Source organism: Sphingomonas sp. Root241, assembly GCF_001428865.1.
Classification (GTDB): domain Bacteria; phylum Pseudomonadota; class Alphaproteobacteria; order Sphingomonadales; family Sphingomonadaceae; genus Sphingomonas.
The window spans coordinates 276,529-295,789 of the sequence record NZ_LMIV01000004.1 but is presented as its reverse complement, the minus strand read 5'-3'; the positions used below and the strand labels follow the sequence as shown (position 1 = coordinate 295,789).

Below are 19,261 nucleotides of genomic sequence, written 5' to 3'. Positions count from 1 at the left end.
GCGACCCCGGCGAAGGCCGGGGGAGCCCATCGAGCTGCGTGGAATGAAGAAAAGGCCGGGCATCGAGCCCAACCTTTTCTTACCCACCCCTAACCCCTCCCTAAAAGGGAGGGGGAAGTTTGGGCTCGTCCTTCTCCTCCTCGCCGGCTGTGCGACCACACAGGCAGGTCCATCGCACAAGTCGCACCGCGATTTCCTCGTGCTCGACACGCACCTCGATACGCCGCTCCACTTCGCCCGGCCCGGCTGGAGCTTTGCGGGACATCACGATCCGGCGACCGACCTCGTCCAGGTCGATCTCGAACGGATGGAAGCCGGCGCGCTCGATGGCGGCTTCTTCGCGATCTATACCGAGCAGGGGCCGCTGACGGCCAAGGGCTATGCCGACGCGCTCGCTTATGCGCGCGGTCGTTCGGATCTGATCGACGCCACCCTCGCCAAGTTCCCCGATCGGATCGGGCGTGCGCTAACTTCCGCGGATGCCCGGCGGCTGAATGCCGAAGGCAAATTGGTTGCTTTCAAGAGCATGGAGAACAGCTATCCGCTTGGCGAGGACCTCTCGCTGCTCGAGGAGTTCCACGATCGCGGCGTGCGGCTGGCAGGGCCGGTGCACGGCGCCAACAACCAGTTCGCCGATTCCTCTGGGGACAAGCCCAAATGGAATGGCCTCTCACCCCTCGGGCGCCGATGGGTGAAGGAGATGAATCGGCTGGGCATGGTGATCGACGCCAGCCATTCGTCGGACGCCACGTTCGACCAGATGCTCGAACTGTCGAAAACGCCGTTGCTCCTCTCGCATTCGAGCGGGCGCTGGGCGTTCGACCATCCTCGCAACCTCGACGATGGCCGCATTCGCAAGCTGGCGGCCAAGGGCGGCGCGATCTGCGCGAGCACGATCTTCCTGTCAAACATGAACATGACGCCCGAGCGCGCTGCATTATTTGGCAAATACGAGCATATCGCCGATCTCTCGCCGGAAGAGCAGGCCGATCTCACGCGCCGCTGGCGCGCGCTCGACGCGACCCAGCCGATCTGGGCCGCCGATTTCGAGCGCTACATGGCGATGGTGCTGCACGTGATCGAAGTGGCGGGCGTCGACCATGTCTGCTTCGGCGCGGACTGGGACGGCGGCGGCGGGCTGCCGGGGATCGAGGACATCTCGGCGCTGCCCAAGGTCACCGAGCGGCTGCGCGCCGCAGGCTATTCCGATACCGATCTCGCCAAGATGTGGAGCGGCAACATCCTGCGCATCGTCGAGGCGGCCGAGCGCGGGCGCGGGAACTAGGGCCAGGAGCTATTCAAGTCATTGAATTAGCTTAAGACTACCCCCTTTCGTCATCCCCGCGAAAGCGGGGACCCATCTCCAACAGTTTCCACATGCGCACCGGCGCATTTTGCCGCTCGCTCAGGAGATGGATCCCCGCTTTCGCGGGGATGACGCGTTTTGGATATGAGTCCCCGACCTGACCACGAGGCGCCGGAGCCGCATCGGCTCCGGCGCCCACCCCCTCACTTCAGGTTGAAGCGGATGCCGACCCGGAACTGCCGGCCGAGCAGGTCCGAATAGGTGCTGTTCGCGGCCAGGCCGGTCTCCGGCAGCAGCAGCGGCCAGCGGTTGAACAGGTTGGTCACGTTGAAGAAGAACTGCGCTTCGGAACCGCTCATGACGATCTTCTGCGAGAGGTTCAGGTCGACGTAGAACAGCCCCGAGACATTGTTGTCGTCATAGGTCTGGGTCTGCGAGCTCGTGGTGGTGATCGGGCATCCGGTCTGGCACTCGACGCCGTTGGCATCATATCGGCCTGCGCTCACACCGCGGCCGGTGACCGTGGCCGAGAAGCTCGGGGTGGCATAGGTCGCGCTGCCGCGGAAGATCCAGGTCGGCGTGCTTGCCTGGCCGCCGTTCACGCCGACGGTGTTGACCGGCGTGGTTCCCGGGATGCCGGTGTTGACGATGTTCTCGATATAGCGCGTTGCGGTGCCCTTGATCGTGAAGCTGTCCGCGCTGCCGAGTTTGAAGCGGTACGCAGCATCGAAGTCGATACCGCGCACCAGCCTGCTCACGAAGTTGAACGGCTGGCTGCGGATCAGCAGATAGGGCGAATTCGGCGTCGAGCGGCTCGTATCCTCCGTGATCGCGTCGCAGAAACTCTGGTTACCCTCGGCACAGCGATTGACGATCTCCTGCGCGCTGATCGAGTCGATCGCGCCCGACAAGTCGATACGGAAATAATCGGCCGAGGCAGTGAAGCCCGGCAGGAAACGCGGCGAGAGCACGGCGCCGATGTTCCACGAATTGGCAACCTCGGGCTTCAGGTCCGGATTGCCGGTGACGAGGCCCGAATAGCCGAACCTCTGGGTCCCGCTCGTCCCGGTGCCACCAGGGACGAAATTGGGATTTCCCACCGTGTCGCTGTTCGCCGTACCCGCCTGGTAGAGCTCGTTGAGGTTGGGTGCGCGGATGTCGCGCGAGCGCGTCACGCGGAAGCGGATGTCCTCGATCGGCTGCCAGGTCGCACCCAGCTTCCAGGTAGTGACATAGCCCGCGTTCGAATAATCGGTGGCGCGCACCGCGCCGTTGAACTCGAGCCCCAGGCCCAGCGGAACCACGGTCTCGAGATAGGCTTCCTTCACATTATACTTGCCGGTGAAGGGCAGATAGTTGCCGACCGACCATTGGTTGGTCGTGCCGGTGGTGGTGACGATCGGCTGGAACTCGGTGGGCACCGAGCCGCGGATCTTCTCCTCGCGATATTCGCCGCCCACCGCGACGCTGACATCGCCCGCCCAGGTGGCGAACGGCGTCAACGACAGATTGGCGCCGGTGACGAACTGCTCCATCACCTGATCGCGATACGGGTCGCCCAGCGCATAATCGATCGCCGCGGGGTTGGCGACGCCGACGCCCAGGCGATTGAGCGGCACGCAGTTCGGATCGTTGTTGGTCGTGCTGGCATCGACGTTGATCAGGCACTGGATCGAACCGGCCGCATAGCCGCCGGCATTTCCGGCCGGAGCGAAGGCCGAGGCGGTCGCATTGGCCAGACGGGTGACGTTCATGATGTTGCGAAGCTGCTCGTGCAGGTCGGAGCGGCTGTACTGCGCGAAAACGTCCCAGTGCGCACCCCGGCCGAAGGCGTCGAAACTGCCCTCCGCGCCGATCACATAGCGCTGCACCTTGCGCTCGTTGTTGATGCCGCGGAACGGCAGGTCGGCCGCCGTCGTGCTGACGCTGACGCTGGTGATGCCGGCGAGCTGCGCGGCACCCAGGGTCTGGAGCGCATAGGCGTTGCAGGTGATCGGAACCGGGACGGTCGTGCAGCCAGTGGTGTTCATCGTGAACGACGACAAATTGGGCCCGGCGTTGAAGAACACTTCCTGCCGATTGTACGATCCCTCCGCGAAGAGCTCGACGCCGTCCGCGACCTCGAAGCTCAGGCGGCCGAACACGCCCCAGCGATCGTCCTCGGGGTTGAGCCCGATCCGGCGGCCCGAATCATTGAGCTGCCAGTCTCCGCCCACCGTCCGGGTGGGAGCGCTGCCGCTGCCCAATGCCGGAGAGGTAATGGCGCCGTACTGAAACGGAATCACCTGGCCGTTCTGGCCGAAATAGAGTCCCCGCAGCCGATTCGCGACACCGCCGGCCGAGCCGGTGATGAAGCCGCCCGGCGCCTGGTTCGTCTGGCCGACCGGACGCCTGGTCGTGATCCATCGCGGCGTGGTGCTGACCCCGCTGACCCAGGCAGGATCCGAATATTGCACATAGCCGGTGTGGTTCCACGGGCGATCGCCCGGGTCGACCGAGAAGATGCCGTCCTGGTGCGCGATCTCGGCGTTGAAGATGGCGTGGCCGCGGCCGTCGGCGAACGAAGTGCCGCCCGAGATGCTGCCCGAATAGTTGAAGCCGTCGCCCACGGTGGTGACGCCGACGTCGCCCTCGACCCGCAGGCCCTCCAGCTTCTTGTTGAGCACGAAATTGACCACGCCGGAAACCGCGTCCGAACCATAAGCGGACGATGCGCCGCCGGTCACCACCTCGACGCGGTCGACCAGCGCCTGCGGAATGGTGTTGATATCGACCCACCCATAGATGGTCGAACCGACCGAGCGGCGGCCATCGACCAGGACCAGCACGCGGCCCTCGCCCAGGTTGCGCATGTTGAGCGCGTTGATGCCTGCCGAGCCGTTCGAGATGTTGAGGCGCGAATTGGCCGGCTTGGTCGAACCGGCGAGCTGCGGCAGCTGATTGACGAAATCGGCGATATTGTTGGTCGGCGAGGTGTTGTCGATATCCTCCTTGGTCAGCACCGTGAGCGGCGTCGGCGCCTGGAAGCCATCGCGAACGACGCGCGTGCCGGTGACGACCAGTTCGTCCTCGTCCGTCGCTTCGCTCTGGGCCGGAGCCTCCTGCACCGTCGCGGTGCCGGACCCCGCCGTCTGCGCCGCCGCGGGCAATGCCATCAGAGAGGCCAGCGCCAGCGCGGCCATGCTCGAGAAACTTGCAAGATCCGCTTGCCGGCGTGGATTCGTCATTATCGACCCCCCTTGGGATGAATTATCGGGACCGGCGAACCGGCCCGTGCGCACGCCCTCCGCGGCAATGCATCGCACATCGCTGCAATCTCTCTTGGATTGCATGGGATATGCCGAAAGCGAAGGTGCGCCGTGGTCGCGCGAAGCGTCAACCGGCCACGGGGTTCTATGGCTTTATCGGGCCATAGCCGCCGACTATGGGTCGCGGCCATAACCTGACCTTATGGGTAGGGTAGCCCTCGCCATGAGACGGGGTCGCGCGCGCGGCGCTAGCTTCGCGCCCGAAATGCCATAGCGGGAAGATTGCCGTGTTCGATCGTCGTTCCTTCTTGCTGGGCTCCTCTGCTGCGCTCGCACTGGCGCCCGTGGCGGCGCTCGGGCGCATACGGCTAGCACAGGCGCGCGAGACCGTCGTGCGCGGAGCTGGCGCGCAGATCGAGATCGTCGACGACGTCTATGGCGTGCCGCACATCCGCGCGGCATCGATCCCCGACGCCTTTTTCGGTCAGGGCTATGTCGTCGCGCGCGACCGGCTGTTCCAGCTCGATCTCTCGCACCGTCGCGAGCTCGGCCGCCTCGCCGAAGCGTTCGGGCCGGGCTTCGCGAAGCACGACGCGACCGCCCGCCTCTTCCATTATCGCGGCGATCTCGGTGCCGAGCTGCGCGACGTGCCCGACGACGTGCTCGCCTGCGCCCGCGCCTATGTCGCGGGGATCAACGCGCGCATCGACGAAGTGGCCGCCGATCGTTCGCTGCTGCCGCTCGAATACAAGATCCTCGACGTCACGCCGCTTCGCTGGGACCTGCAGGATCTCGTGATCCCGCGCGGCGCCTCGATCGACAATGCCGATGACGAAGTCCGCCGCGCTCAACTCGCGGCGCTGGGTCTGCTCGATCTCGACGCGATCATCGCGCCGCTCCGTCCCGCCTGGGAGATGAAGGTCCCCGAGGGGCTGGACGTGGCGGCGGTGTCGGTGGCCGATCTGGGGATGCTGCAGCTCGGCAGCCTGCCGTTCAGTGCGGAGACGCCGGTCGCCGATCCCGCCGCGGGCCCGGCCGAACGCGCCAATGCCGGTAGCAACGCCTGGACCGTCGCGCCCTCGCGCACTGCCACCGGGCGCCCGATCCTCGCCAACGATCCGCATCTCGGCATCGGCGGCTTCGGCCCGCGCCATGTCGCGCATCTGAGCGCGCCGGGGCTCGACGTGATCGGCGGCGGCTCGCCCGGACTGCCCGGGATCATGCAGGGCCACACCGATCGCTTCGCGTTCGGCCGCACCAACTTCCATATCGACCAGCTCGATCTGTTCGTGCTCGAGCTCGATCCCGAAGATCCCGAGCGCTATCGCCATGACGGCGGCTGGAAACGGTTCCGCCGGGTGGAAGTAGCGATTCCGGTGCGTGGTGGATCGCTGCAGAGCGTGACGCTGCGTTACTCCGAACAGGGGCCGGTGGTGTCGTACAATCCGGCCCGGCGGCGCGCGACTGCAATCGCCTCGATCGCGATGCAGCCGGGCGCCTGTGGTTCGTTCGCAATGATTGCGATCAACCTTGCCAAGGACTGGAAGAGCCTGCGCAAATCGGCGTTCCGCCTGCACCCCTCGCCGACCAACTTCCATTACGCCGATATGGACGGAAACACCGGCTGGCAGGTGATCGGCTATGCGCCGGTGCGCAAGAAGGGCGACGGGCTGCTTCCGGTGCCCGGCGACGGCCGCTACGACTGGACGGGCATGCGCGATTTCGAAGCGCTGCCCAACGAGTACAACCCGTCGAAAGGCTGGTTCGCCTCGGCCAACCAGAACAATCTGCCCGCGGATTGGCCGCGTAATCGCATCCCCGCATTCTCGTTCCGCGATCCCTATCGCTACGAACGGATCGTCGATGTCCTCTCGCATCAGGAGCGGCACAGCCTCGCCGACAGCGTCGCGCTCCACCATGATACGCTGTCGACGCCCGCCCGGCAGTTGCTCGCGCTTCTGCCCGAACGCCCTTCGCTCGCCGCGCAGCCGGCAGTCGCGATGCTGCGCCAATGGGATGCGCGGCTCGACGCGAACAGCGGAGCGGCGGTGCTCTTCGAGATATTGTGGCGCGATCTCGGCAGGCGCATGCTCGCCGCGATCGTCCCCGCCCGGGCGAAGCACCTCGTCACGGAGATCGCCCCCTCGGTGCTGCTCGGCCTGTTCGCCAAGCCCGACGCGCGCCTCGGCGTGGATCCGCAAGCGGCGCGCGATGCGATGCTCGATGCCGCGCTCGCTGCCGCCTGGACCTCGGCACGCGAATTGCTCGGCGCCGATCCCGCCGCGTGGCGCTGGGACACGCTCCATCAGGTACGCATCCAGCATCCGCTGTCGCGCATTCCGGCGATCGCCGCCGCCTTTCCCGCCATCGAAGGCAGGGGAACGGGCGGCGATTCCTACACGGTGATGGCGCGCTGGCTGGGCAGCGGCCCGGGCTGGCGCGTCGGCGGCGGCGCGAGCTATCTGCAGGTCATCGACGTCGGCGCGTGGGATAATTCGCTGATGCTCAACCTGCCCGGCCAGTCCAACGACCCGCGCTCGCCGCATTATCGCGACCAATATGCGCCGTGGATCGAGGGAAGGATGCAACCGATGCTGTTCAGCCGCGGCGCGGTCGACGGCCAGGCCGCCGGCCGCACCACGCTGAGGCCGAATAGCTCCTAGGGTGAGAACCTATACAAGCTGTTGATTCATAACAGCTATACCGCGTCCATCGCGAAACCCCTTGTCGTCATCCCGGCCTTGAGCCGGGATCCCGCTTCTTCTGCCCGGCCCGAAGGCAGCGGGACCCCGGCTCAAGGCCGGGGTGACGAAGAAATATGAGTCCTCGATCAGAGCTCGCGCTCGATCCACTGCTTGATGCCGCTCTTGGGCATCGCGCCGACCTGGGTCGCGGCGACCTGGCCGTTCTTGAACAGGATCATCGTCGGGATGCCGCGCACGCCATATTTGGTCGGCGCATCGGGGTTCGCGTCGATGTCGAGCTTGACGATGTTGACTTGCTCGCCGAGTTCGGCGGCGATTTCCTCGAGCGCCGGCGCGATCATCCGGCATGGTCCGCACCACTCGGCCCAGAAATCCACGAGCACAGGCTTGTCCGCCTGGAGGACATCGGCGTCGAAGCTGGCGTCGGTGGTAGCCTGAGTGGCCATGGAAACGTCTCCTGATAGGTTCTTGATGGTGTATCTATGTCTCCGGCGCTCTCGGCTCAAGCGCGCGAGGCCAAGCTTTGCTCCGTGGCAACCAAGTCCGCCTTGTGCGCTTCGAGCAGATCGCCCGGCAGAACGTGCAGCGTCGGCCCCGCAGTATAGAGCAATGCCGCCTCGATCCGCCGCCCGGGAAAGATCACCGCCAATGCCGCGGAATAGGCCGCCATCTGCCGCAGATGGTAAGGCGGGATATCCTCGACGCTGCCCGGCGCCCGCCGCCCGGTCTTGAAGTCGACGACCCGGACGCTGTCGGGGCCGACCACCAGCCGGTCGACCGTGCCCGACACGACCAGCCCCTCGACCACCGCCGCGATCGGCGCCTCGGCGAGCGCATCGGGCGCGAACAAAGCAGAAAAGCGCGGATCGCCGATCACCGCCAGCGCCGCACCCGCAATCTCCGCGCGTGCCGCGGCATCCGCGACACCGGCCGGCCCGGCCAGCCAGCGTTCGGCCGCCGCCTCGCGCATGTCGGGTGCGAGCGCGGGCAATCGTTCGAACAACGCATGCAGCAGGCGCCCGCGCTCGGCAGCGACGCGCATCGCGGGGCCGGGCGGCGGATCGGCGACGCTGTCGTCGCCCAATGATGACGGCGCGAGCGGCCGCGGCGGACGGGCTTCCTGGGGGGCCGGCCGCGCGATCCATTCGGGCAGCGCCGGATGCGCAGCTTCCGCCTCCATCGTCCGAGCAACCGCCGTAACAGCCGCAGGCGGCGCGAGCCCGCGGAATTCCCGGACATCGCCTTCCGCCACCCCCAGCGCATCGAAGGCCCGTGCACAGGCCGCGTACCAGCTCGCGGCGGGCGGCTCGCCTTTGGCCTGCGGACCCAGCGCGCCAGTGATCACCAGCCGCTCCTCGGCACGCGTCGCCGCGACGTAGAACAGCCGCCAATGTTCCTGCAGCTCGCGCGCATCGATCTGCGCGACCACGGCATCGAGCGCCCCGCCCCGCTCCGCCGTGCGCGGCCGGAAGATCGGGAACGGCGCACCCTCATGCTCCTCCGGCGCCCAGAGCAGGAAATCGCGCGGGCTCCGCGTCGGATCCACGGTCGCATCGGCAAGGATCACCAAAGGCGCCTGCAGCCCCTTGGCGCCGTGCGCAGTCATCACCCGCACCGCCCCGGCCGGCTGGGCGGCGTCGCGGACGATCTCGACATCGCCGCGATCGAACCAGTCTAGGAAGCGCTGGAGCGAAGGCGTCGCGACATTCTCGAAATTGAGCGCGGCGTTGAGCAGTTCCTCGATCGGATCGCGTGCTTCCTCGCCCAGCCGCAGCAGCAGTTTCCGGCGCCCGTCGAGCGGCCCCGAGAGAATCTCCTCGAGGAAGCGATAGGGCGTGGTGAAATCCGCGCGGTTGAGCAAAGCCTCCAGCGGCGCAATCCGGTCCCGAGCGGTGTCGCGCAAATGGCTCCACAGCGACGCGTGTCGGGGCCGGAGCGCCGCTGCCATCAGTTCGTCCTGGCTCCAGCCGATCAGCGGCGAGACCAACAGCGAGGCCAGCGACAGATCGTCCTCGGGCTGGAGCACGAAGCGCACCGCCGCGAGCAGATCCTGCACCGCCAGCGGCGCATTGAGCCGCAGCCGGTCGACTCCCGCCACCGGCACCCCCTCGGCATAGAGCCGCGCGACGATCAGCGAGGCGAGCTCGCCGCGGCGCTTGACGAGGATCATCACATCCTCGGGACGGAGCGCACGGCCCTTGCTCTCCAGCATCATCCCGTCCGCGAGCCAGGTCTTGATCGCCTGGGCGATCCGCTTGGCATGCTCGCGGGTCGCGTCGCGGACCCATCCCTCTTCCTCGGCCTCGGTGCCGCCCTCGATCGTCGGCGTCCACAGCGTCACCGTGCCGGGGCCGGGCACTTCGCTGGCGTGCAATTCGCCGTCGGTGCCCATGCCGGGCTCGGGCAGCTCGCCGATCGCTGCGTCGACGAATTCGAGCACCGGTGCGGTCGAGCGGAAGCTGTGCGTCAGCGACAATTCCTCGACCGGGCGGGGCTCCACGTCGAACCCGGCATCGGGCCGGAAATTCGAGAGCGCGCGGAACCGCTCGAACGCCGCGCGGAAATAGATCGGATCGGTGCCCTGGAAGCCGAAGATCGCCTGCTTGTAGTCGCCCACGGTGAACAGTGTGCGCACCCGCTCGGCGCGCGTGCCCTCGCCGACGAAGAACTCGTCGACGATCTTGCTGACGATCGCCCATTGCTGCGGATTGGTGTCCTGCGCTTCGTCGATCAGGACATGCTCGGTCACCTGATCGAGCTTGTAACGCACCCATTCGCCCATCCCCGGCTGGCCGAGCAGCTCGACGGTGCGGCGGATCAGGTCGTTGAAATCGACCGCGCCCACCCGCCGCTTCGCCCGTGCATAGGTATCGGCATAGGCCCGCCCCGCCTCCAGCCCGCGCGCGAGCAGGTCGGCGAACTCGGCCTGGGCCTTCATCCCGAGCAATTCGGCGCAACGCCCGTGCAGCCGCATCGCGATATCCGCGTACCCCGGCTCCTGCGGCGCCTGTCCCTTTCCGAATGAGCGCGGCTCGCCCTTGGCGGTCGCCCACACGCCGTGGAGATCGGCCAGCCGCAGCGCACGCTTGCCCGGCGGCAGCGTCAGCCACATCGCAATCTCCTCGGCACGCGCGAGCCCCGATTTGGTGCCCCAATTCGCGTTCATCGCGGCGATTTCGCGCAACCCCGCGAGATCGAACGCGTCGTCGCCGCAGCTTCGCTCGATCTCGGCGCCGATGTCGCCGGAGGGCAAATCCATCGCGCGGCGCAGGAAGGGCTGGATGCCGCTGGGCAACGCATCCATCGCCTCGGCATTCGACGCGCACATCTTCAGGAACGCCTCGGCCTTACCCTCCCCCAGCCTGAGGCTGAGCGCACCGACCGCGTCGATCAGCCCGGTGCGGCCGCCCCGTCCAGCATCGATCAGCATTTCGGCCAGTGCCTCGCGCGCGAGCACCGCTTCCTCGCGCTGGTCGAGCGGCCGGAAGCCCGGGACCAACCCCGCCTCGACCGGAAAGGCCGAAAGCAGCGACTGGCAGAAGCTGTGGATCGTCTGGATGCGGATCCCCCCGCCCGGCGCGTCGAGAACCTTGGCGAACAGCGTCCGCGCGCGCGCGCGGCCCTCGGGAGAAATGCTCTCGCCCAGCGCCTCGAGATCGGCGACCAGCTCCTTGTCGCTGGCGCGCACCCAACGCGCCAGCCGGCTGGTGATCCGCTCGGACATCTCCGCCGCGCCCGCCTTGGTGAAGGTCAGGCACAGGATCGCGCCGGGATCCATATCGGCGAGCAGCAGCCGCCACACCCGCGCTGCGAGCACCTGCGTCTTGCCCGTCCCCGCCGAGGCGGAGAGCCAGATATGGCGCGCGGGATCGCTGGCACGGCGCTGATTTCCCTTGAGGGGGTGGAGCGTGCGGGCTTCAGTCACGCCCATACCATTCGTCGCGCCGCATCAGCTGGTCATATTCGGCATAGGGCGCGTAATCGGGGTGGAGCTTGGCCGTGAACGGCTCGTCCCCCGTCAGCCACATCCGCGCGGCGCCCTCGAACTGCGCCACCGCGCGGTCGATGAAGTCGTCCGCAGGCAGGTAATCGCGGCGCTTCGGATCGCACGGGCTTTCGATATAGCCGAACGTCCCGCGGCTGTTCTTCGACAGTGACCAATATTCGAACTGCTTCGCGCGACCCTCGATCCCTTCGAACCCGCCACGCTCGGCGATCAGGCCGAGCAGCCCGAGCTGGAGGCTGAACCCCTCGCGCACCGCGGCGAGGCTCGGCGGCTTGCCGGTCTTGTAGTCGACGATCGCGAGGCTGCCGTCGCCCATCCGGTCGATCCGGTCGAAGGTGCCGCTGAGCTCCACCCCCGCGAACGGGATCACGCCGCGTTTCTCCACCGCAATCACCTTGCGCGACGGGTCGGCGGCGATGGCGGCCGCGATCCATTCGATCGCCTCCATCAGCCGTGGCGCCCACAAGGCGCGCATCATCGGATGGGTCCGCTCGTCGGCCAGCATCGCCTCGGCCCGCGCGCGCAATTTGTCCGGCGCGCAATCGTCCTCCTCGAACCAGCGTTCGAGCACCGCATGTACCGCAGTGCCGCGCCACGCCGCGCTCGGATCGGCATCGACCGGATCGAGCGGCATCAGCCGCAGCATCCGCCGCGCGTAGAAAGCGTAAGGGTCGGCCTTGAGCCGGTCGACCTCGGTGACCGACAGCATTTTGGGCCGCAGTTCCACCGGCGGTTGCGGTGCGGGCCGATCGGCGGGCAGATGCTCGCCCGGATCATCGATCCCGCGCAGCCACGCCTCGATCTCCCCTGCCCGCTCCAGCCCACCCGACAGTGCCTCGAGCCGCAGCCAGAAGCGCGAGGCGATGGTCGGCGCGCTGGCGTCTCGTCGCGCCCGCGTGAGCAGCACCTGCGGCGCCCCCAGCGCCCCGGCCAGATCATGCGCCGAAAGTCCGATTCGGCGCTCCAGCCCCGGCAGCCCCAATTCCGCCCGGATCCGCGGCGCGAGCCACGGATCGGGCGCGGGCAGCCCCGGCCACACGCCTTCGTTCAGTCCGCCGAGGATCATCAAGTCGGCAGTCTGCAGCCGCGCCTCGATCAGGCCGAGGATCGAGAGCCGCGGATGCCCGCCCTGCGGCGGCCGTACCGCGACTTCCTCCATCAAGGTGCGCAGCATCGGCGCGAGCGTCTCGGGCTCCGCGCGTGGCGGGCCGTTCGCCGCCTCACGTTCGGCGGCATCGAGCAGGTTCGCCGCCTCGCGCCCCTCGGCACGCGCCCAGAGCGCGTCGCCACCGAGCGCCTGCGCCGTCTCGCGCAGCGCCGCCAGCAGCGCCGGCACCGGCTGCGGCCCGCCCGCGAACAACGCCTCCAGCGGCGCGAGCAGCGCCCGAGCCTCCGGCCACCAGCGCTCCGCCGCCAGGCGCAGATGCCCGTCGCGTCCGTCCTGCTCGGCCAGATGCCGGTCGATCCCGCCAAGCCCCGGCGCCGGCCTCGGCCCCCGCAGTGCACGATCGAGCAGCCGCACGCCCTCCAGCCATTCGGCGCGCCTGCCCGCCATCGTCAACGGATGCTTGAGCAGGGTCAGCAACGGCAAAGGCGCGAAACCCTGCGCGGCGGCGTCAGCAAGCGCGAGCAGCAAGGTCCCCGGCGGCAGGATCGACAGCGGCTGCCCCGCCGAATCGTCGACCGCGATCCCCCAACGCGCGCAATGCGCCGCGACACGCCGGGCGAGCGCGCGGTCGGGCGTGACCAAAGCCGCAGTCCGCCCCGGCGTCTCCAGCACTTCGCGCAGCGCCAGCGCGATGCCCTGCGCCTCCTCGGCGGGAGTCGCGACGTCGAGCACGCGCACGCCGTCGAGGCGGCGTTCGGCAGCGGGAAGTGACGTCCAGCCATGCGTCAGCTCGGACGGCGCCATCGCCGAGGCAATCGCCTTGCTGCGCGCGGGCGGCGCATCGTGGTCGCTGACCACCCGCCACGGGTCGAATTCGCTGCGATGCACGCCCATCCGGTCGAGCAGCAGCTTCAGGTGGAATTGCGGGTGGCTTTCGAGGCTTCGCCGCCGCCGTCCAGTGACCGGATCGGACTTGTGCGGCCCGAGCGCGTCCCATTCGGCCTCGCTGATCCCGGTCGCGAGCCCGGGCAGCACCACCATCCCCTGCGGCAGCTCCGCGACGGTGCGCAGCAGCCGCGCGAAGGCCGGCGCGGAGGCGGTGATACCCGCGGCACAGACGAACCCCTCGGGCGGCGCGATCTGCCACCGCTTCGCCATCTTGTCGATCAGCCGCCGCCGCCGCTCGGCAAGATCGATCCGCCCGAGCCGCTCGAGTTCCTTCGGCCAGCGCGTCAGCACCACTTCGAACAGTTCGAGCGAGCGCTCCCAATGCGCCGACAGTTCCTGGCTGAGCTCGATCTCCTTGAGCGCGCGCGGGGCGACTTCCTCGATCAGCAGCTGGTCGAGCGTGGTGGCGAGCTCGCCCGCCAGCCGCACCGCCTCCGCGGCGTCGACCGGCGCGCCCGCTTCCTGGATCAGCCGCGCGAGGATCATCCGGCGCTGGAGCGGGTCGACCGCGGGCGGGATCGGCTCCGCATCGTCGGCGCGGTCGAACACGGCCTCGTCGAGCTCCGGATCGCCGACCGCGACCAGCCGCGGCAGCAGCAGCCCGCCTTCGCTGGCGCGCACAAACGCGTCCTGGATCGCGCGCTTGGCGCGGTTGTTGGGCAGCAGCACGAGCCCGCGCGCCAGCTTGAGCGGATCGCTCCCGAACCGCCGCACCAACCCGATCGCCAGCGCGTCGGCAAAGGCGCGGTGCGGCGGGATGGTGTAGAGATGGAGGCGTTCGGGCATTGGTCGGGTGACCCTAGCGGAAAGCGTCACATCTGCGCCAGCACCGCCTCCGCCGCGGCCACTGCCGCCGGCGTGCCGACGTCGAACCACAGCCCCTGGTGCACCACGCCCCACAGCCGCCCCGCCTCCAGCGCGCGGTTGAAGAACAAATTGGTCGAGAACGGCCCCTCGGGCCAGTCGCGGATCAGTCGCGGCGACAGGATCGAGACGCCGATGAACACGAACGGAGCCAGCCGCCCCGGCTTGCGCCGTTCGGTGATCCGCCCCATCGCGTCGAGCCGGAAATCGCCCTGCCCCTTGTGGCAATTGGCGCGCGCGAGCGGGATCAGCAGCAGCAGCGCATCCATCCGGTCATCGTCCCACTGCGCCGCGAGGGCACGGATCGCGTCGACCGGCCCGTCGATCCACAGATTGTCGCTGTTGACGCACAAAAACGGCTTGTTGCCGATCAGTTCGCGCGCCTGGACGATGCCGCCGCCGGTCTCCATCAGCTGCTTGCGCTCGTCGGAGATCAGGACTTCGATATCCTTCACCCGCGCGCGCAGGTGCGCCTCCATCTGGTCGGCGAGATAATGGACGTTGACGATCGCGCGCTTCACACCCGCGGTGCGCAGGTGATCGATGCTGTGGTCGATCAGCGCCTTGCCCGCGACTTCGACCAGCGGCTTGGGGCGCGTCGCGGTCAGCGGGCGCATCCTCTTGCCGAGCCCGGCAGCCATCACCATCGCGGTTTCGGGCACCGCCGCCTCGGGCTGCGGCCGCAGCGAATAGATCGCGCTCATTCGCCGACGATGGCGAGAGGGTCGCCGCGCAGCTCGACAGGGATATTCGCGTCGAACCAGTCGGCCACGGGCTTGAGCCCCGGATGCTTCAGGTCGCGCTCCAGATAGCCCCAGACGCGCGGGCACAATCCCGGATAGCGCGGCTTGCCGTCGCGCTTCCACAGTCGGGTGAAGATGCCGACGATCTTGGCGTTCCGCTGCGCACCGAGCACATGATAGGCCACGTCGAAGCTGTCGCCCGCGCCGGTGATCCTCTTGTAGCGATCGAGCATCGCCGTCTCGAGCTCGGGCGCCACGTCGCGCCGCGCGTCCTGCAGCAGCGAGACGAGGTCATAGGCCGGGTGCCCCGCCAACGCGTCCTGGAAATCGAGCAGGCCCAAGCTCTCACTGCCTTCGATCAGCATGATGTTCTCGGCATGGTAATCGCGCAGCACCGTGACGGGCGTGTGACCCGCGAGCAGCGGCGCGAGCACGGCATCCCAGGCATCGACATAGCCCTGCATGTCGACTTCGAGACCCACCGCTGGGGCATACCATTCGGGCAGAAGCCCCGCCTCGCGCTGATATTCGGCAAGGTCATAAGCCCGGATATCCGCCGCTTCGTGCTGCCCGAGCCGGATCAGCAGATCGACCGCCTCTTCATAGAGCCGCAATTCGCTCTCGGGCGCGGCGTCCACCGTCTCGCGCAGTCGCGCATCGCCGAAATCCTCGAGCAGGACGAGACCATGCTCGAGATTCTCCGAAAGGATTGCCGGCGCCGCGAAGCCCCGCCCGGTCAGCCAGCGCGCGATCGAGATGAACGGGCGCGGATCCTCGTGCGGCGGCGGCGCGTCCATCAGGATCGCGCTGCGATCATGGTGCACCACACGGAAATAGCGGCGGAACGAAGCGTCGCCGGCGAGCGGCCGGATCTCGGCTCCCTCCCATCCGGCGGCGATCAGGAAGTCGGGCGCCGCGGCGGGCGGATTCATGTCAGGAGCCATCGGTCCCTCCATGCCGCGGGCACCTTGGCTGTCAAGACACGCGCGCCGTCCGGCGTCAGTTCCAGGCTGAGCCACAGCGCGTCGCGCCAATATTCGTCGCCCAGCCGCTCGGGCCATTCGACGATCAGCAGCGAATCCTCGCGCGCATCGTCGAGGCCCAGTTCCTCCGCTTCCCCGGCGTCGTCGATTCGATAGAGATCGACGTGCAGCACCGGGAAACGCACGTGCGGCGGGTCGTAGGGCTGAACGATCGCAAAGCTGGGGGACGGCGCCTCCTCTTCCAGCCCGAGCGCGGCGAGCAGCCCGCGCGCGATGCTCGTCTTGCCCGCACCCAGAGGGCCGGACAACGCGATCACGTCGCCCGGCCGGACGAGCTCGGCCAGCCGCGCACCGAGCACGAGCGACTCTTCGGGTGAAGCGAGCAGCATCAAGATCCTCCCCGGAACGGGGAGGGGGACCGCTCGCGAAGCGAGTGGTGGAGGGGGCATGCCGCGACGGACTCTCTCGGGGCGAGCCCCCTCCACCATTGGCTCCGCCAATGGTCCCCCTCCCCGTTCCGGGGAGGATCGAAGAAGAACCCCCTCATCGCGGCAGCTCGACCGTCACCAGCGTCCCCTCGCCCGGCTCGGAGATCAGTTCGATCCGCCCGCCATGCGCCTCGACGAATTGCTTCGCCAGCGGCATGCCGAGCCCCAATGCGCGTTCGCCGCTGCGCGAGATGCCGGGCTGCGCGAAGCTGTCGAACGCCCTCGACACGGCTTCCGCGCTCATGCCGGGGCCGTTGTCCGACACGATCACCCGCGCCACCTTCCTGTTGCCGTCGAGATGCAGCAGCACCCGCCCGTTCTCCGGAGTGGAGGCCACTGCGTTCCGCAGCAGATGCTCGATCACTTGCCGCAGCCGGCGCAGGTCGCCGGTGACGCTGCCCGCCGTCCCGACATCCTCGACCACCAGCTCGATCTTCTTGTTCTTCGCGAGCGGCGCGACAGCCTCGGCGGCGGCATTGGCCGCGAGTTCGAGATCGATCGGCACCTTCTCCAGCGGTGCGCCCTCGCTCTGCGTCAGATCGAGCACGTCGTCGACCAGCGCACTCAGCCGATCGACGGAGACGAGGATCGCCTCGGTATATTCAACTGCGTTCTTCGTCAGCTTGCCCGCGAAGCCGCCATGCAGCATCTCGGTGAAGCCCTTGATCGAGGTCAGCGGCGTGCGCAGCTCGTAGCTCATATTGGCGACGAACGCGGTCTTGACGCGGTCCGCCGCCACCAGCGCCTCGTTGCGATCGCGCAGGGCTCTTTCCGCGCGGTGATGATCGGTGGTGTCGAGCATCGTCACCAGCGCGTTGCCGTCGGGCAGCGGCACCGCGGTAATCTCGAAATGCCGCCCGTCGGTGAAGGCCACGCTGCTGCCGCGCGTCTGTCGATCCTTGGCGGCCAGCCGGATCAGATCGCCCAGCACATCGGCGCGGCCCGGATTGGTGAGTTTGGGGCCCGCCGCCTTGACCAATTGGCCGATCTGCGGATGCCCGTCGAGGAAGCTGTCCTCGAAACCCCAGACTTGGCGGAACTTGCGGTTCCACAATTGCAGCCGCCCCTTGCCGAACACTGCGACGGCTTCGGCGAGGCTCTCCAGCGTCGCGGTGCGCACCTGCTGCATCTCGCCATGTTCGCGCTGCAGCTCGAATTGCTGGGTGCGATCCTCGAAGATGAGCAGCAACCCGCCCTCGGGCAGCGGTTGCGCGACCACCCGCAGATGCGCGCCCGCGACGCTCCACGTCTCCTCGACCGCTTCCGGCGCGGTGAACCATTCGCGGCGTTCGGCCTTCCACGCCGGATAATCGCGCACCTCGGGAAGGCGATTGGCCTCGCGCATTCGATCGAGCACCCGATCGAACTCGGGGCGATCGGCCAGCCACTCGTTCTTCATCGCGAACATGCGGCGGAAGGGCTGGTTGCAGAATGCCATGGCCCGATCGGGCGCGAACTGCGCCACGCCCGCCGACAGGCGATCGAGCATCGCCCGCTGCGCCTCACCGAACCGCTTGAGCCCGCCGCGGAGTTGCTCGAATTCCTCGATGTCGATCGCGAAGCCTGCGACGCCGCCGGTGGGCAACGGCACGTCGTGCAGCCGCAACATCCGCCGCGCCCCGCCGATCGTCGCCGGCATCGCCGTGGTCTGCGGCTCGCCGGTGTCGCGCGCGATCGCCGCGTTAGCGAGCGGTCCGCCGAGCCCCGCCCCCTCGACGAGCTCGAGCCCGCGCGCGACCACGTCCTCGCTGTCGCCGCCCTCGACGGCGCGAACATAGGCCGAATTGACCATCAGCAGCCTGAGATCGGGTCCGCGATACCACATCGGCATCGGCGCCGCCTCGATCAGTGCAGTCAGCGCGTCGAAGGCCGTCCGAAGCCGAACCCCTTCGCGCTGGAGACGGTTGATCTCGCTCTGGCTCTCGGTCGCGTCGAGGAACCACAGCACCACCCCACCGGGCACGCGCATCGAATCCGCGGCACGCTCGCCGATCACCAGCAATGCGCGTTCGGATCCCTGTGCGCGGACCGACATGGTGAAGGGCTGCCCAGCCTTTTGCGCGGCGAAGACATGTTCGGAAAGCATGGTCGCGTCGTCGGCCACCAGCCCGCTTTCGATCCCGACAAGATCGGAAAGTTCGCGCGGCAGGAGATCCAGTCCCAGCCAGTCGGCCAGCCGCCGCGGCACCTCGACCCGGCCGTCGGCGCGCACCACCATCGCCTGCGCCGGCGATCCGGCGACCAAAGCGGCCAGCCGCGCGTCCCGATTGGCCGCTTCGCGCGCCTCCGCGCGGATCTTCAGACCGGTGAAGAGCAGCCAGGCACCGCCGAACAGCAGCAAAGCGAGCACCGCCCCCGCCACTATCGCCGCCGACTGCGGAATCTCGATCAAGCCGCCTCTCCGCGACTTCGCTGCGCCATCATGGGCCAACCCTTAGGCAAAGCGCCGCCGATCGGAAAGCGGCTTGCGCGTGTCGCTATGCGCGGGGGGAGTCGATCGCTTTGCCGAGCAGCCGACCCAGCAAGGGTCGCCGCGCCTGCCGGTGCGGCGCGAGAGGCGCGAAATCAGGAGTCGCGTTGTCGAGCGGCTCGATCGAGAGCTGCAGCATCAGCCGCCTTGTCTCGTCCTCCAGCGCCTCTTCTTCGGGCGCGCCCATAGCCTGTCGCAGGATCTCGGCGATCCGTTCGCGTGCAGGCTCGGCATCGAGATGCGCTTCGCTATCCCTCACAATTCAAGGGTCTAACGAGCGAGTCTCCTGTCGGTCGCAGCGCCGCCCGGCTCGCCGGGACGATCCGACGCAAATGCCGGATCGGCCGACTTGACGACTCTCGGCCGCGGGCCCTTGCGGACAACAAAAGAGG

Annotated in this window: 11 protein-coding genes; 2 read left to right on the top strand and 9 right to left on the bottom strand. The window is 68.1% G+C overall.

Translation table 11 applies throughout. The annotated features are described in order from the left end of the window. The first annotated feature begins 43 nt into the window (after positions 1 to 43). A complete protein-coding gene (locus tag ASE13_RS18535) occupies positions 44 to 1,285 on the top strand; it encodes a dipeptidase (protein ID WP_082597040.1) in 1,242 nt (413 codons plus the stop codon). Between the two features lie 224 nt (positions 1,286 to 1,509). On the opposite strand, the gene ASE13_RS18530 is transcribed toward ASE13_RS18535, so the two are convergent. Continuing rightward, positions 1,510 to 4,533 carry a TonB-dependent receptor plug domain-containing protein gene (locus tag ASE13_RS18530; protein WP_056619787.1) on the bottom strand — a complete coding sequence of 1,008 codons (3,024 nt, stop codon included), beginning with the start codon at positions 4,531 to 4,533 and terminating at the stop codon, positions 1,510 to 1,512. Positions 4,534 to 4,841: 308 nt separating this feature from the next. Between ASE13_RS18530 and ASE13_RS18525 the strand changes: the two genes are divergently transcribed. After that, a complete protein-coding gene (locus ASE13_RS18525) occupies positions 4,842 to 7,217 on the top strand; it encodes a penicillin acylase family protein (RefSeq protein ID WP_056619785.1) in 2,376 nt (791 codons plus the stop codon). Positions 7,218 to 7,384: 167 nt separating this feature from the next. Here ASE13_RS18525 and trxA read toward each other — a convergent pair whose 3' ends face one another. From trxA to ASE13_RS18485, 8 genes are all read right to left on the bottom strand, one after another. Continuing rightward, a complete protein-coding gene (trxA, locus tag ASE13_RS18520; protein WP_056619782.1) occupies positions 7,385 to 7,705 on the bottom strand; it encodes a thioredoxin TrxA in 321 nt (106 codons plus the stop codon). 56 nt (positions 7,706 to 7,761) lie between these two features. Beyond that, positions 7,762 to 11,190 (bottom strand): double-strand break repair helicase AddA, encoded by a 3,429-nt coding sequence (gene addA / locus ASE13_RS18515; RefSeq protein WP_056619779.1) that lies wholly within the window; start codon positions 11,188 to 11,190, stop codon positions 7,762 to 7,764. Next, a complete protein-coding gene (gene addB / locus ASE13_RS18510; RefSeq protein WP_056619767.1) occupies positions 11,177 to 14,107 on the bottom strand; it encodes a double-strand break repair protein AddB in 2,931 nt (976 codons plus the stop codon). The genes addA and addB overlap by 14 nt, the downstream gene beginning before the upstream one ends. Positions 14,108 to 14,133: 26 nt before the next feature. Beyond that, the gene (locus ASE13_RS18505; protein ID WP_056619765.1) at positions 14,134 to 14,889 is read right to left on the bottom strand and encodes a nucleotidyltransferase family protein; all 756 of its coding nucleotides are present in this window, start codon (positions 14,887 to 14,889) and stop codon (positions 14,134 to 14,136) included. Further along, positions 14,886 to 15,860 (bottom strand): aminoglycoside phosphotransferase family protein, encoded by a 975-nt coding sequence (locus tag ASE13_RS18500; RefSeq protein ID WP_200955795.1) that lies wholly within the window; start codon positions 15,858 to 15,860, stop codon positions 14,886 to 14,888. Before ASE13_RS18500 ends, ASE13_RS18505 begins: the two co-directional genes overlap by 4 nt. Continuing rightward, positions 15,857 to 16,300, bottom strand: coding sequence for a tRNA (adenosine(37)-N6)-threonylcarbamoyltransferase complex ATPase subunit type 1 TsaE (gene tsaE, locus ASE13_RS18495; protein WP_056620163.1), 444 nt, complete (start codon positions 16,298 to 16,300; stop codon positions 15,857 to 15,859). Before tsaE ends, ASE13_RS18500 begins: the two co-directional genes overlap by 4 nt. 154 nt (positions 16,301 to 16,454) lie before the next feature. After that, the gene (locus tag ASE13_RS18490) at positions 16,455 to 18,791 is read right to left on the bottom strand and encodes a PAS domain-containing sensor histidine kinase (RefSeq protein WP_056619756.1); all 2,337 of its coding nucleotides are present in this window, start codon (positions 18,789 to 18,791) and stop codon (positions 16,455 to 16,457) included. Between the two features lie 85 nt (positions 18,792 to 18,876). Continuing rightward, positions 18,877 to 19,128 carry a hypothetical protein gene (locus ASE13_RS18485; RefSeq protein WP_056619753.1) on the bottom strand — a complete coding sequence of 84 codons (252 nt, stop codon included), beginning with the start codon at positions 19,126 to 19,128 and terminating at the stop codon, positions 18,877 to 18,879. Positions 19,129 to 19,261: the final 133 nt, after the last annotated feature.